This window comes from Janthinobacterium leeuwenhoeki, from assembly GCF_051380795.1.
In the GTDB taxonomy this organism is placed as follows: Bacteria; Pseudomonadota; Gammaproteobacteria; order Burkholderiales; family Burkholderiaceae_D; genus Janthinobacterium.
On sequence record NZ_JBNYXT010000018.1, the window covers coordinates 53,914 to 67,180 of the forward strand.

Genomic DNA, 13,267 nt, shown 5'->3' on the forward strand with positions numbered 1-13,267 from the left:
GCGCTGCGGAAACGGAAGCGAAGGCAAGACTAGGCGGTGGCGCGCGCGCGGCGGCTGTTCCACAGCCCCTCGGCCGCATACAGGCCCAGCGCCGTCCAGATGACGAGGAAGCCCAGCATGCGCTCGGGCGTGAACGATTCGTGGAAGACCCACACGCCGATCAAGAGCTGGCCCGTGGGGGCGATGTATTGCAATAGCCCCAACACGGCCAGCGGCAGGCGGCGCGCGCCGGCGGCAAACAGCAGCAGGGGAATGGCCGTGATGGGGCCGGACGCCAGCAGCAGCACGCGCGTGGCGGTGGAATCTGTATTGACGAAGCCGCTCTGGCCATGCCAGCTCAGCCACAGCATATAGGCCAGCGCCAGAGGGAACAGAATCAATGTTTCAAACGACAGGCCCTCCAGCGCGCCCAGCGCGGCCGTCTTGCGCAGCAAACCATAGCCGCCGAAGGTGGCCGCCAGCAGCAGGGCGATCCAGGGCACCTGCCCTGCCTGCCAGGTGAGCCAGGCCACGCCGCAGGCGGCCAGGCCGATGGCCAGCCACTGCAGGCGGCGCAGGCGCTCGTGCAAGAGCAAAAAGCCCAGCATGACATTGATCAGGGGGGTGATAAAGTAGCCGAGGCTGGCGTCGACCACGTGGCCGTTGTTGACGGCCCAGATGTAGATGAACCAGTTGGCAGACAGCAAAAACGCACTGGCGACGAAGCTGGCCACTACCCTGGGCTGGGCTTTCAGGCTGCCCAGCCAGCTCCACTGCCGGCGCACGGTCAGCACGATACCCAGGAACAACAGCGACCAGACCATGCGGTGCGCCAGGATTTCCTGCGGCGCGATCTCGCCGATGGCATGGAAGTACAGGGGGAACAGGCCCCAGCACAGAAAGGCGAGGGAGGCGTAGAGCATGCCTGGATTCATGACGGGCTTCGCTGGAGAGTAGACAGTCTGTCATTATGGCTGAAAACATCGGGGGCTGCCCGGCGCCGCTGGCGAGGGGTAGAATGGCAACAAATCAATGGCCGCAAGCCCGCGCAGCAAGGCGGAACGGCACAAAACCACGACTTTGGGGCAGGTGCATAACCATGCAAAAATACTCTTGCTATTTGCTAATACCTATCATATTGTGCGATGCAACAAAACAAAAACGGGTGCAACCTTGACGTCGGAACATAAAAAAAGCGGCCTTGCCGGCCTGACACTGGCGGCCGTGGGCATCGTCTACGGCGATATCGGCACCAGTCCGCTGTACACCCTGAAGACCGTCTTCGACCCGGCCCACGGCCTGCTGCTCTCGCATGAGAACCTGCTGGGTATCGTCTCGCTGATTTTCTGGGGCCTGACCCTGATCGTTTCGCTCAAGTACGTGACCCTGGTGTTGCGTGCCGACAACCGCGGCGAAGGCGGCATCATGGCCCTGATGGCGCTGGTGCTGTCGTCCGTCAGCCGCCTGTCGCGCTGGCATTTCCCGCTGATGGTGATCGGCGTCTTCGGCGCCACTCTGTTCTATGGCGACAGCGTGATCACGCCGGCCATTTCCGTGCTGTCGGCGATCGAAGGCCTGGAAGTGGCCACACCCGCCTTCAGTCCCTATGTGGTGCCGCTGACGATCGTGGTGCTGGTGGCGCTGTACTCGGTGCAGTCGCACGGCACGGCCGGCATCGGCCGCTATTTTGCCCCCATCATGGTGCTGTGGTTTGCCGCGCTGGCCGGCATGGGCGTGGTCAACATCATCAAGTCGCCGGCGATCCTGGCCGCACTCAATCCCCTGCACGCGGCGACCTTCCTGATGAATAACGGCTTTGTCGCCTTCGTCGCCCTGGGCGCCGTGGTGCTGGCGCTGACGGGCGCCGAGGCGCTGTACGCCGACATGGGCCACTTCGGCAAGAAACCGATCCGCCTGGCCTGGTTCCTGATTGCCTTTCCCGCACTGGCGCTGAACTACCTGGGCCAGGGCGGCTTGCTGCTGGCGCATCCGGAAGCCGTTTCGAATCCGTTTTACCAGCAGCTGGGCGCATGGAGCGTGTATCCGCTGGTGATCTTGTCGACCATGGCCACCGTGATCGCCTCGCAGGCGACCATTTCCGGCACCTTCTCGATGACCAAGCAAGCGATCGCGCTGGGCTTTTTGCCGCGCATGCGCGTGCGCCACACGTCGGAAAGCGAAATCGGGCAGATCTACATACCCGCCGTGAACTGGCTGCAACTGGCCGTGGTGCTGCTGGCTGTCATCGGCTTCGGTTCCTCGGAAAACCTGGCCGCCGCCTACGGCATCGCGGTGACGGCGACCATGCTGTCGACCACGATCCTGACCTTCTTCGTGATCCGTTACCGCTGGAAGATGAACCTGGCCCTGTGCTGGGCCGCCACGGGCTTTTTCCTGATCATCGACGTCAACCTGGTGTCGGCGACGGCGCTGAAACTGTTCCATGGCGGCTGGTTCCCGCTGTTGCTGGGCTCGATTTTGTTCATCGTCATGCTGACCTGGAAGCGGGGCCGCCAACTGGTGTTCCAGAACCTGGAAAAGCATGCGATTCCGCTTAACGATTTCCTCTCGTCGCTGTTCATCGCACCGCCGCTGCGCGTGCCCGGCACGGCCATCTTCCTGCGCGGCGAAACGGATGGCGTGCCGCATGCGCTGCTGCATAACTTGCTGCACAACAAAGTGTTGCATGAACGGGTGATCTTCCTGACCGTCTTCATGCATGAAGAGCCGTGGGTGGCGCCTTCCGAGCACGTGCGCGTGGTGGACCTGGGCCACCAGTGCTACCAGGTCAATGTGCATTACGGCTTCAAGGATGAACCGGACATTCCGGCGGCACTGTCGCAGTGCGCCCAGCAGGGACTGGATTTCGAGATGATGGAAACGTCGTTCTTCATCGCGCGCCAGACCATCATTTCGACGCCGGGTGCCGGCATGATGCCGTGGCGTGAACACCTGTTCGTCACCATGTCGCGCAATGCACGCACGGCGGCCGATTATTATCAGATCCCGAGCAACCGGGTGATCGAACTGGGCACGCAAGTGGAAATATAGATATTGTAGCAATGTTGCTTTTACGCATAAATTTAACGGCTTGCTTACGACTGCTTACAAATTGGGCGGGCGACTCCTGTTAAACTGCAGCCCGTACCGGTCCGCACCGTACGGCCTCAGTCACACATCAATATTTAAAGGGAAACGATGAAATCGGTATTTCAATTGATCGCCACGCTCGCTTGCGCCGTGGCCCTGACCGCTTGCGGCGCCGCTGCCAACACGGAAAAGCCGGTCGTGCTCGACCCGAATACGCAAGTGAAAGAACTGGTCATTAGCAATCCGGTGGTCGGCACCGGCACGGCAGCGGCAGCTGGCGATACCCTGACCGTGCTTTACACGGGCTGGTTGTATGACGCAAGCAAGCCGGGCAACAAAGGCGCGCAGTTCGATGCAAGCCCGGCGGGCGCCGGTTTTACCTTCGTCCTGGGCATCGGCCAGGTCATCCTGGGCTGGGACCGCGGCCTGGTCGGCATGCAGGTCGGTGGCACGCGCACTCTGGCCATTCCGTATGACCTGGGTTATGGCAAGGCTGGCAGCGCGCCGAAGATTCCTGGCTACGCTGGCTTGCTGTTTGAAGTCAAGCTGGTTGGCGTGACGAAAAAAAAGTAAGCATGCGCAAGGCGTAGTGACCAAGGGCGATTCCACGGAATCGCCCTTTTTGCTTTGCGGGCCCTGTCCCCTTCAGGCTGGCGCCAGTTCCTGGAAGTAATACGTGGCGCCGCCCAGATCGGCCGGTGCGTCATATTGCAGCACCTGTGTGCGGCGCAGCGCCACGGGGGCGCTGAAGGCGGGGCCGTCGTAGACGAAGGTATGGAATTCGCCGTTTTCGCCGCAGGCGTCGACGCCGGGCGGCAGGTCGGCCAAAAAGGCGGCGTCGAACTCGCGCCCGCAAAATTCGCGCGGCAGGTGCTGGCCATTGATGCACACGACGATGGCCTTGAAGCCGGCGGCAAGGAATTCATCGACCAGCGCGCGCCGCGCTTCGCCCCACAGCGGCAGGTGGGCCGTCAGACCGGCAGCGGCGCAGACTTTTTCTTCCCAGTCGCGGTGCGGCTGCAAGTCGATGTCGCCAAAGATCGCATGGGCGATGCCTTCGTCTTTCGCCGCGCGCAGCATGGCGATGAATTTTTCCTCGTAGCTGGCCCAGCTGGCGTGATAGCGCTGCAGGCGCGCGCCCAGGCTGGCCGCTTGCGCCTCGAGCAGCTCAGGCGGCACGCCGTGCGAGCGTGATTTGCGGCCATCTTCATCCATGGCCGTGATCAATAGCGGCACGCTCGTGCCGGCGTTGCGTGCGCGCCACAGGGCCAGGCAGGAATCCTTGCCGCCACTCCAGGAAATGAGGGCCGTCGTCATGCCGCCGCTCCCGGCGGCACCGCGCGCAGCATGTCGACGTGCTGTATGCCGTCTTCGTCGTAGGGCGCGCTGACGGTGACAAAGCCGAAGGACTGATAGAAGCGCTCCAGGTACTGCTGCGCGCCGATGCGGATGGCGTGGCCAGGGTGCTGGCGTTCGGCGCGCGCGATGCCTTCCGTTAATAGCTGTTTGCCGGCGCCCGTGGTGCGCGCCTCGGGCGCCGTCAGCACGCGGCCCAGCGACATTTCCACATACTTGGCGCCGGGCGCCAGCACCCTCAGATACGCGGCCAGCCGGCGCTGGCCGTCGACCGTTTGCCAGCCCAGCAGATGCATGGCTGGCTGGTCATGGCCATCGAGGTCCGGGTAAATGCACTGCTGTTCGATGACGAACACGCGCTGGCGCAAGGCCAGCACCTGGTACAAATCGTGGGGGCCGAGTTCGTCGAAGGTGTTCCATTGCCAGGCGATCATGCGTACTCCGGAAAAATCAGGAAAAGAGCGCCATTCTAAAGGCACACGTGAAAAAAAACCGCGCTGCCTTCATGGCAGTGCGGTTTTGATCAAAGCGCGATGCGCAGCAAGCTATGACAGGTGCGCTCAGACGATCGTCAAGGTGACGTCGATGTTGCCGCGCGTGGCGTTCGAGTACGGGCACACGATGTGGGCGGCGGCGACCAGCGCTTCGGCGGCGGCGCGTTCCATGCCTGGCAGCGAAATTTTCAGTTCCACTTCGATGCCGAAGCCCGTGTCGATGGCGCCAATGCCGACGTTGCCTTCGATGGACAGATCCGCTGGCAGGGCGATCTTGTCGCGGCCGCCGACGAATTTCATGGCGCCGATGAAGCAGGCCGAGTAGCCGGCAGCGAACAGTTGTTCCGGATTGGTGCCGACGGCGCCATTGCCGCCCAGTTCTTTTGGCGTGGTCAGCTTGACGTCCAGCACATTGTCGGACGAGACGGCACGGCCTTCGCGGCCTCCGGTGGCGGTAGCTTGCGCGCGGTACAGGACTTGTTTGATCGACATGATGGTTTCCTTTAAATGGATAAATAGTTGACTACTAAATAGTGCACTACTTGTTTCGTGGGCTGCTGCCCCAGGATGCCCGTCTGAAGAAGCGAGTGCGGCGTCCATGTGTGCAATATATATCGTTCGCTATTTAATTGCAAGCTATTTTATTTCGGGGCGGCGCGAATTGGTGCTTTATTTTGATGCCTTTGTCGCCACTAGTGGGCTTCCATCGCATAATGGCCACCGTCGCCGGGGGCTATGGTTATGCTGGGCCCACTTCACACCCAAGGAAAAATCATGACTAGCCTTTTCTTTATCCTGCGCATCACCCTGGCCACGATGGTCACGTACATCATCGCCACGGCGATCCTGGTCGAGAATTTCCTGCGCTATATCTTCGGGCAGACGGAAGGCTTCTTTGTCATCGTCGGCGCACTGCTGGCCAGCGCCGTCATCACGAATGCGTTTTCGCACGTGCGGCGCGTGCGCCTGATCGCCGGCGCCGTCAATCCCAGCACCCTGTCGAGCCGCCAGCGGCGCCAGATCGAGATTCCGTTCGAGGCGGGCGAGGCGTTCGACATGATCGACGCGGCCATTCGCGAACTGCCGGGCAGCGAAGTGGTCGAAAGCGCGCGCGACAGCTTGCAGGTGCAGGCCCGCGTGCGCCGCGCGGCGCCCTACACGCATACGGGCTTGCCCCGCATGCGCATGCTGGGTTTCCTCGAGCCACGGCCGAACCAGATCCTCGCCACCGTCACGCCGAATGGCGAGGCGGGCAGCGTGACGCTGATCTGCGAACCGGCACGCAATGCCTGGACCGACTGGTTTCTCGTCGACCATGGCAGCAACCTGGAAAACGCGGAAGCGGTGACGCGGGCGATGACGCGCCGGGTGGCGCAGCGCCGCCGCGGCGAGCAGGCCGAGGCGCGCCAGACGGTGACGGAAAAGGAACTCACGGTGGCCAAACTGAGCCTGCTGCACGCGCAGGTCGAGCCGCACTTTCTGTACAACACCCTGGCCAGCGCGCAGTTGCTCACGCGCAGCGACCCGGCGCGCGCCGACGAGATGCTGGGCAACCTGATTTTGTATCTGCGCCATTCGCTGCCGCGCACGGAGCAAGCCATGTCGACCCTGGGCACGGAACTGGAACGGGCGCGCGCCTACCTCGATATCCTGAAAATCCGCATGGGCGCACGCCTGAACCTGCAGATCGAAGTGCCGCAATACCTGCGCCAGGCGGAGCTGCCGCCGATGATGCTGCAAACCCTGGTGGAAAACGCCATCAAGCACGGCCTGGAGCCGAAGAGCGGCGGCGGCACCATCTGGATCATGGCGCGCAGCGGCGATGGCACGGTGATCGTCACGGTGGCCGACGACGGCAAGGGCTTCAGCGACGACGGCGCCGGCACGGGCATCGGCTTGCGCAATGTGCGCGAACGCCTGCGCCTGACCTATGGCGCGACCGCGTCGTTTTCCATCCTCGCCAATTTCCCCGATGGCGTGACGGCCACCATCACGGTGCCTGACAGCACGGCGCAAGGAGTGTCGTATGCATCAGCCTGAGATGAGCTGCGTCATCGCCGAAGACGAAACCCTGCTGCGCGATGCGCTGGTGGCCCTGCTGGCCGAAGAGTGGCCCAACTTGCGCATCGCCGCCGCCTGTGACGACGGCGGCACGGCGCTCGACGCCATCGCCACGCGCAAGCCCGATATCGCCTTCCTGGATATCCGCATGCCGGGCTTGACGGGGCTGGAAGTGGCAGCCGGCGCGCTCGAAGCGAGTCCCGCCACGCAGGTGGTGTTCGTCACCGCCTACGACCAGTACGCGATCGATGCCTTCGACAAGGGCGCCGTCGATTACTTATTGAAACCCATCGCCCGCGAACGCCTGCAAGCGACCTTGCAGCGGGTGCAGGCACGGGCCGGCAAGACCCGGGCGGGCGACGGCGCGCTGGCCGGCCTGCTGCAGCAATTGAGTAGCGTTTTGCCGGCGGCCGCCAAGTCGCCGCCGCTGGTGTGGCTGACGGCCAGCAGCGGCAAGGATACCCGTTTGATCATGGTGGAAGACATCGCTTATTTTCAGTCCGACACCAAGTACACGGCCGTCATGACGGCGGACGGCGAGGCGCTGCTGCGCAAGCCGATCCGCGAACTGCTCGACGTGCTCGACCCGGCCATTTTCAAGCAGATCCACCGCTCCACCATCGTCAACATGAAGATGGTGGCGTCGGTCACGCGCGACGAGGTGGGACGCGGCGCCCTGCGCCTGAAAACGCGGCCGGAAACGCTGGCTGTGAGCCAGCCGTTCATGGCGCTGTTCCGGAATATGTAGAGCTGCTAAAGCCGGGGTCAGACCCTCAACACCGCTAACGCCAGGCTCACCGTCAACGTGGACGGGGGTCTGACCCCAGAATTACTCCGCCGTCTCAAAACCTTCAAGCACATTGACGACATTGATACCCAGCTCCTTGACCGCATAGCCGCCTTCGAGGATGAAGGCGGTGGGCAAGTTCAGATGCGCCAGGCGCTCGCCCACGCGCAGGTAGTCGCCGCTTTGCAGGGCGAAGTGCGACAGCGGGTCGCCGACGAAAGTATCCACACCGAGCGACACCACCAGCGCGTCGGGCGCGTACATATTGATGCGCAGGCAGGCCGTTTCCAGCGCGGCGAACCAGCTGGCCGTGGACGTGCCGGCCGGCAGCGGCAGGTTGACGTTGTAGCCGAGCCCCGCGCCGCTGCCCGTTTCATCGGCGTGGCCCAGATAAAACGGGTATTCGCCGCGCGGGTCGGCGTGCAGGGAGGTGAACAGCACGTCGTCGCGCTGGTAAAAGATGCTTTGGGTGCCGTTGCCGTGGTGGTAATCGATATCGAGGATGGCGACCTTGCGGGCGCCGTCATCAAGCAGGTGCTGCGCGGCCAGGGCCGCGTTATTGAGAAAACAGTAGCCGCCAAAGAAATCGCTGCCCGCGTGGTGGCCCGGCGGGCGCGTCAGGGCAAACGTGGCCCGCTCGCCCAGGCGCAGCGCGTGGGCCGCGTTGACGGCGCAGTCGGCGCCCGTCTTGGCCGCCGTCCACGTGCCGGCCGTCAGCGGCGTGCCATTGTCCATCGAGTACAGCCCCAGCTTGGCCGTGAAGTCGTCCGGTTCGATATCGCTGCGCAAGGTGCGCACGGGCCAGACGGAGGGCAGCGCGTCCTTGTCCGCATTGGCGGGGTCAAGTGCCAGCCACTCGTGCCAGGCATGCCGCAAAAAATGCAGGTAACGGGGCGTGTGGATGCGCTCTAAGGAGGTCAGCGGCACGCCGTGCGGCGTGACGATGCGGCCCAGGTTGCGCCGTCCCAGCTCGGCCACCACCATGTCGGCCCGCTCCGGTGTCTCGAAGCAGGGCACCATGGTGCCGCGAAACAGCTCGAAGCGGCCCCGGTGCTGGCTGTGCAATTCATTATAGAAGGTCAGCATCGGGGCGTTTTGCGCAAGGTCAGCTGTGCGAACACAGGGTGCTGGCGCGGTAGGCGGCGACGAAATCGTCGAAGCTGCCAGCCGGCGCCGCCTCCATGGCGCGCTGCTCGGCCAGCGAGCTGGCGGCCATCGCGTCGAAATACGCGCTTTGTTCCGGCGTTGCCGGATGCGCGCGGAAGTAGGCGGCGTGGCGTTCGCTCTGGCGCAGGCCGAAGGCGGCAAATGAGCCGCCGTTGGCGCGCAGTTCGGCCAATACCTTTGCCGATGGCGTCGTGTCCGGGTCGGCCAGTTTGGCTGCCTGCGCCGCCAGGCTGTCCGCATGTTGCGTACCGCCATGGCGCGCGTCGAGCAAGGCCGCCACGGGCGCGATGCGCGCCAGCAATGCCTCGCCCCACGCCTGCAGGGTGATTTCCTCGCCATCGCGGCGCAGGGTCAAGCCCGGCTTGCGGCCTTCCTTGACGGTGCGGGCGAAATTGTTCGTGTAGCAGGCGCTTTGCTCGGCCGAGATGGGCGCGCTGTCGTCGAGCGCGCAGAACAGCAAAAATGCGTCGAGGAAGCGGCCCGTTTCGAGGCTGATGCCGACCGGCTCGAACGGGTCGACATCCATGCAGCGCACTTCGATGTATTGCACGCCGCGCAGGCACAGGGCCTGGATGGGGCGCTCGCCCGTGCGGATCACGCGCTTGGGGCGGATGGTCGAATAGTATTCATTTTCGATCTGCAGCACGTTGGTGGACAATTGAATCCACTCGCCATCCTTCTTTGTGCCCAGCGCCGCATACGGCGGATACGGGTCGTTGACGGCGTGCGTCAGGGCGTTGACGTAATCATCGAGGCTGTTTTCGTGTGGGCGCAGGCCGGACTGGGCATCGTTCTGGTAGCCGAGGTCGCTCATGCGCAGGCTGGTGGCGTAGGGCAGGAACAAGGTGTCGTCGGACAAGGTGTCGAGCTTGTGCGCGCGGCCGCGCAGGAAACCGGCGGACAGGGCCGGCGAAGCGCCGAACAGGTACATCAGCAGCCAGCTGTAGCGGCGGAAATTACGGATCGTTGCCAGATAGCTTTCCGATTGCACGTCTTTCGGCGTGGCGGCCGCCTGTGTCGGGCTGGCGCTGGTGTCCGGGTTGCTGGCCAGCACTTGCCACAGCTGCTCGTCGAGCGAATAGTTGTAATGGATGCCGGCGATGCATTGCATGGCTTTGCCGTAGCGCAAGGCCAGGCCGCGCCGGTAAACGTGCTTGAGCATGCCCATGTTCGAGCTGCCGTAGTTGGCGATCGCGATGTCCGCTTCGGGCGGCAACTGGCAGGGCATCGACTGGCTCCACAGCAACTCGTCGCCAAGGCGGCTGTAGGCGTGGCGGTGCACGGTGTCGAGCTTGTCGAGCGTGACGGCAATGTCCTGTTCGGCCGGGGTGATGAATTCGAGCAGCGCCTCGGCGTAGTCGGTGGTGATTTCAGGGTGCGTCAGCGCCGAGCCCAGGGCGGCGGGGTGGGGCAAGGAAGCCAGATGGCCGGCATGGTCGACGCGCAGGGTTTCACGCTCGATGCCGCGCAAGCCGCGCAGCAGCGCGCGGTTGGCATCTTCGGTCAGCAATGCCAGGCGGCGAGTCAACAGGTTGGGCAATTTGAGCTTCCTTTCTTTTGCAGCAGATAAATAATTTGTGCTGAGAATAACCGAATTTTGGCAAATGCGTCGGCGCCGGCCCAAAAAACGCCGCATCGCCAGCGTCCGCCCCGGATGAGGGGGCGGCGCTTCGGTCAGGAATTCGCTTGATATTTTAACAAACTGTGGGAGGATCTGGCGCGCGCCGGGTCAAGCTTTGCGCAGTCAGCCGAGGCGGGCGCCGCTGACTCTTTCGATGCCGGCCAGGTCGCGCCAGCTTTGCACTTTGCTGTAGCCGGCAGCGGCCAGCAGCTTGCGCACCTGGGCCGCCTGGTCGTAGCCATGCTCCATCAGCAGCCAGGCGCCGGACGCCAGGTGGCGCGCGGCGCCGGAGACGATGGTGCGCAGGGCCGACAGGCCGTCCGCATGGTCGGTCAGCGCGCCTGTCGGTTCAAAGCGCAAATCGCCTTCGGCCAGGTGGCGGTCGCCGCTGGCGATGTAGGGGGGATTGGAGACGATCAGGTCAAACTTTTCCGTGCCCAGCGCTTCGAACCAGTCGCTGGCCATGAAGGTGATGTTGACGCCGTTGGCGCTGGCGTTGCGGCGCGCCACGGCCAGCGCCGTGCTGCTGACGTCCAGTGCCGTGACGACGGCGTCGGGCCGCGTGTGCGCCAGCGCGACGGCGATGGCGCCGCTGCCCGTGCCCATGTCGAGCACGCGCCCGCCGGGCGGCAGTCGTTCGAGCGCCAGTTCCACCAGCACTTCCGTGTCGGGGCGGGGGATCAGCACGGCGTCGTTGACTTCGAACGGCAGGCCGAAAAATTCGCGCTGGCCGACGATGTAGGCGATCGGTTCGCCTTGCAGGCGGCGTGCCAGCAAGCTTGACAGCCGTTCGGTTTCATCTGGAGTGAGCACACGCTCCGACTGCGTGATCAGGCTCACGCGCGACAGGCCCAGCGCATGGCCCAGCAGGATGCGGTTGTCGAGCGGGTCGAGCAGTGGACGGATTTGCAGGGCGCCGACAGTGCTGCCGGCGGGGATCAGTGTTTCTGGCATGGTGCTTTCAATTATTTCTGACGGCGCAGCAAAGTCCACAGCAGGCCGACGCTAAAAATGGCAAACCAGATGAACGCCCATTGCGGAATCGACAGGCCGAAGAACGGCTCGCCGGCGTTTTCGCAGGCGCCATACGATTCAAACATGAAGGGCATGACTTGCGCCGTGAAAATCTTGTTCAGCGCCGTTTCCACCGGATCGATGCCGCAAGAGAAGCCGGGGTTGGCCAGCACGTACAAATGCTTGGCGCCCACGCCCAGGCCGCCCAGGGCCGCCAGCAAGCCGACGCTTGCGCCGATTTTCGGGCGGTTGGCCGCCGCGCCAGCCAGGCAGGCGATGCCGATGGCGAGGAACAGGTAGCGCTGGATCACGCACAGCGGGCAAGGTGCCATGTGCATGGCATGCTGCAAATACATGGCCACGCCCAGCATCAGGAAACACAGGGCGGCGATCGACAGGAGGACGGTGCGTGAATTTTTCATGGGCGACACGGTGAGGTGGATGGAATCGAGCTGGTCATTTTCGCACAAGGCTGGATTTTTATTGCTTAGCCGCTACTTAAAGCTGTCGGCTTACGCGCTGCGCGCTAAGCCGACCTACAACTGGCTTCGCTTCGTAAGCCGACACAACGGCGCCAGCGTTTAATCGCCCAGCGCTGCCAGCAACTCTGCCTGGTGTTCTGCCGCCAGCGCATTCGTCAAATCCGTCAAATCCCCGTCCATGATGAAGTCCAGCTTATACAAGGTCAGATTGATGCGGTGGTCCGTCAGGCGGCCCTGCGGGAAGTTATAAGTGCGGATGCGCTCGCTGCGGTCGCCCGAGCCGATCAGGCTCTTGCGGGTGGCCGCTTCCTTCGACTGCTGCTCGCGCAATTGCACGTCCTTGATGCGCGCGGCCAGCACTTTCATCGCTTGCGCCTTGTTCTTGTGCTGGCTGCGGTCATCCTGGCATTCGACCACGATGCCGGTCGGCAAGTGGGTGATGCGCACGGCGGAGTCCGTCTTGTTGATGTGCTGTCCGCCCGCGCCCGAGGCGCGGTAGGTGTCGATGCGCAGGTCGGCCGGGTTGATGTTGACGTCTTCCACTTCATCAGCTTCCGGCATCACGGCCACCGTGCAGGCGGACGTGTGGATGCGGCCTTGCGTTTCCGTGGCCGGCACGCGCTGCACACGGTGGCCGCCCGACTCGAATTTCAGCTTCGAGTACGCGCCGTTGCCGACCACGCGCACGATCACTTCGCGGTAGCCGCCCAGGTCGGAGTCCGACGACGACACCAGTTCCACCTGCCAGCGGTTGCGCTCGGCAAAGCGCGTGTACATGCGCAGCAGGTCGCCGGCGAACAGGGCGGATTCATCGCCGCCCGTGCCGGCGCGAATTTCCAGGAAGATATTGCGCTCGTCGTTGACGTCCTTCGGCAGCAGCATGGTTTGCAATTCGCGCTCCAGGCGCGCCATGGTGGCCTTCGCCGCTTCGATTTCTTCCTGCGCGAATTCCTTCATGTCCGGATCGGACAGCATCTCTTGCGCTGTCGTAATATCGTTGCCCGCTTCCTGGTAGGAACGGTACAGGGCCACCAGCGGGCCCAGTTCAGCGTGCTCGCGCGTCATCTTGCGGTAGCTGTCCATGTTCGACGTGGCGTCCGGGTGCATCAGCAGTTCGTCGAGTTCGACCAGGCGGTTCGCCAGTTGATCGAGTTTGGCCAGCATGGATGGTTTCATAGCGATTCGCGGTAAAAGAGTGTGGGGATGATGCGGGCCC

General features: G+C 63.5%; 13 protein-coding genes. 4 read left to right on the forward strand and 9 right to left on the reverse strand.

Annotation, left to right across the window (positions count from 1 at the left end; all coding sequences use genetic code 11):
• Positions 1-29: 29 nt before the first annotated feature.
• A complete protein-coding gene (rarD, locus tag ACQ4WS_RS15440) occupies positions 30-914 on the reverse strand; it encodes an EamA family transporter RarD (RefSeq protein WP_436477608.1) in 885 nt (294 codons plus the stop codon).
• Between the two features lie 238 nt (positions 915-1,152).
• Between rarD and ACQ4WS_RS15445 the strand changes: the two genes are divergently transcribed.
• Positions 1,153-3,030, forward strand: a complete 1,878-nt coding sequence (locus ACQ4WS_RS15445; protein WP_436477610.1) for a potassium transporter Kup — start codon at positions 1,153-1,155, stop codon at positions 3,028-3,030.
• 147 nt (positions 3,031-3,177) lie between these two features.
• Positions 3,178-3,642 (forward strand): FKBP-type peptidyl-prolyl cis-trans isomerase, encoded by a 465-nt coding sequence (locus tag ACQ4WS_RS15450; protein WP_436477612.1) that lies wholly within the window; start codon positions 3,178-3,180, stop codon positions 3,640-3,642.
• Positions 3,643-3,714: 72 nt separating this feature from the next.
• Here ACQ4WS_RS15450 and ACQ4WS_RS15455 read toward each other — a convergent pair whose 3' ends face one another.
• The 3 genes from ACQ4WS_RS15455 to ACQ4WS_RS15465 form a co-directional block, all read right to left on the reverse strand.
• The gene (locus ACQ4WS_RS15455) at positions 3,715-4,386 is read right to left on the reverse strand and encodes a Dph6-related ATP pyrophosphatase (protein WP_436477614.1); all 672 of its coding nucleotides are present in this window, start codon (positions 4,384-4,386) and stop codon (positions 3,715-3,717) included.
• Positions 4,383-4,859, reverse strand: coding sequence for a GNAT family N-acetyltransferase (locus ACQ4WS_RS15460; protein WP_436477616.1), 477 nt, complete (start codon positions 4,857-4,859; stop codon positions 4,383-4,385). The genes ACQ4WS_RS15455 and ACQ4WS_RS15460 overlap by 4 nt, the downstream gene beginning before the upstream one ends.
• Before the next feature lie 126 nt (positions 4,860-4,985).
• Entirely contained in the window at positions 4,986-5,411 is a 426-nt protein-coding gene (locus ACQ4WS_RS15465) for an organic hydroperoxide resistance protein (protein WP_035823589.1), read from the reverse strand.
• Between the two features lie 282 nt (positions 5,412-5,693).
• On the opposite strand from ACQ4WS_RS15465, the gene ACQ4WS_RS15470 reads away from it, so the two are divergent.
• Positions 5,694-6,959, forward strand: coding sequence for a histidine kinase (locus tag ACQ4WS_RS15470; protein WP_436477619.1), 1,266 nt, complete (start codon positions 5,694-5,696; stop codon positions 6,957-6,959).
• On the forward strand, positions 6,946-7,728 hold the full coding sequence (locus tag ACQ4WS_RS15475) for a LytR/AlgR family response regulator transcription factor (RefSeq protein WP_436477621.1): 783 nt from the start codon (positions 6,946-6,948) through the stop codon (positions 7,726-7,728). The genes ACQ4WS_RS15470 and ACQ4WS_RS15475 overlap by 14 nt, the downstream gene beginning before the upstream one ends.
• Before the next feature lie 81 nt (positions 7,729-7,809).
• Here ACQ4WS_RS15475 and ACQ4WS_RS15480 read toward each other — a convergent pair whose 3' ends face one another.
• The 5 genes from ACQ4WS_RS15480 to prfA form a co-directional block, all read right to left on the reverse strand.
• Positions 7,810-8,853, reverse strand: coding sequence for a histone deacetylase family protein (locus ACQ4WS_RS15480; RefSeq protein ID WP_436477623.1), 1,044 nt, complete (start codon positions 8,851-8,853; stop codon positions 7,810-7,812).
• Between the two features lie 19 nt (positions 8,854-8,872).
• Entirely contained in the window at positions 8,873-10,474 is a 1,602-nt protein-coding gene (gene gshA, locus ACQ4WS_RS15485; RefSeq protein WP_436477625.1) for a glutamate--cysteine ligase, read from the reverse strand.
• A gap of 204 nt (positions 10,475-10,678) precedes the next feature.
• Positions 10,679-11,509, reverse strand: coding sequence for a peptide chain release factor N(5)-glutamine methyltransferase (gene prmC / locus ACQ4WS_RS15490; protein ID WP_436477627.1), 831 nt, complete (start codon positions 11,507-11,509; stop codon positions 10,679-10,681).
• Positions 11,510-11,520: 11 nt separating this feature from the next.
• The gene (locus tag ACQ4WS_RS15495; RefSeq protein ID WP_436477629.1) at positions 11,521-12,039 is read right to left on the reverse strand and encodes a disulfide bond formation protein B; all 519 of its coding nucleotides are present in this window, start codon (positions 12,037-12,039) and stop codon (positions 11,521-11,523) included.
• A 111-nt stretch (positions 12,040-12,150) separates the two neighbouring features.
• On the reverse strand, positions 12,151-13,227 hold the full coding sequence (prfA, locus tag ACQ4WS_RS15500) for a peptide chain release factor 1 (protein WP_436477631.1): 1,077 nt from the start codon (positions 13,225-13,227) through the stop codon (positions 12,151-12,153).
• Between the last annotated feature and the right edge of the window lie 40 nt (positions 13,228-13,267).

What these genes read in the sequence shown, in the direction of transcription:
- rarD (WP_436477608.1), bottom strand. Translation starts at nt 914, where the DNA reads ATGAATCCAGGCATGCTCTACGCCTCCCTCGCCTTTCTGTGCTGGGGC.
- ACQ4WS_RS15450 (WP_436477612.1), top strand. Translation starts at nt 3,178, where the DNA reads ATGAAATCGGTATTTCAATTGATCGCCACGCTCGCTTGCGCCGTGGCC.
- ACQ4WS_RS15455 (WP_436477614.1), bottom strand. Translation starts at nt 4,386, where the DNA reads ATGACGACGGCCCTCATTTCCTGGAGTGGCGGCAAGGATTCCTGCCTG.
- ACQ4WS_RS15460 (WP_436477616.1), bottom strand. Translation starts at nt 4,859, where the DNA reads ATGATCGCCTGGCAATGGAACACCTTCGACGAACTCGGCCCCCACGAT.
- ACQ4WS_RS15465 (WP_035823589.1), bottom strand. Translation starts at nt 5,411, where the DNA reads ATGTCGATCAAACAAGTCCTGTACCGCGCGCAAGCTACCGCCACCGGA.
- ACQ4WS_RS15470 (WP_436477619.1), top strand. Translation starts at nt 5,694, where the DNA reads ATGACTAGCCTTTTCTTTATCCTGCGCATCACCCTGGCCACGATGGTC.
- ACQ4WS_RS15475 (WP_436477621.1), top strand. Translation starts at nt 6,946, where the DNA reads ATGCATCAGCCTGAGATGAGCTGCGTCATCGCCGAAGACGAAACCCTG.
- ACQ4WS_RS15480 (WP_436477623.1), bottom strand. Translation starts at nt 8,853, where the DNA reads ATGCTGACCTTCTATAATGAATTGCACAGCCAGCACCGGGGCCGCTTC.
- prmC (WP_436477627.1), bottom strand. Translation starts at nt 11,509, where the DNA reads ATGCCAGAAACACTGATCCCCGCCGGCAGCACTGTCGGCGCCCTGCAA.
- prfA (WP_436477631.1), bottom strand. Translation starts at nt 13,227, where the DNA reads ATGAAACCATCCATGCTGGCCAAACTCGATCAACTGGCGAACCGCCTG.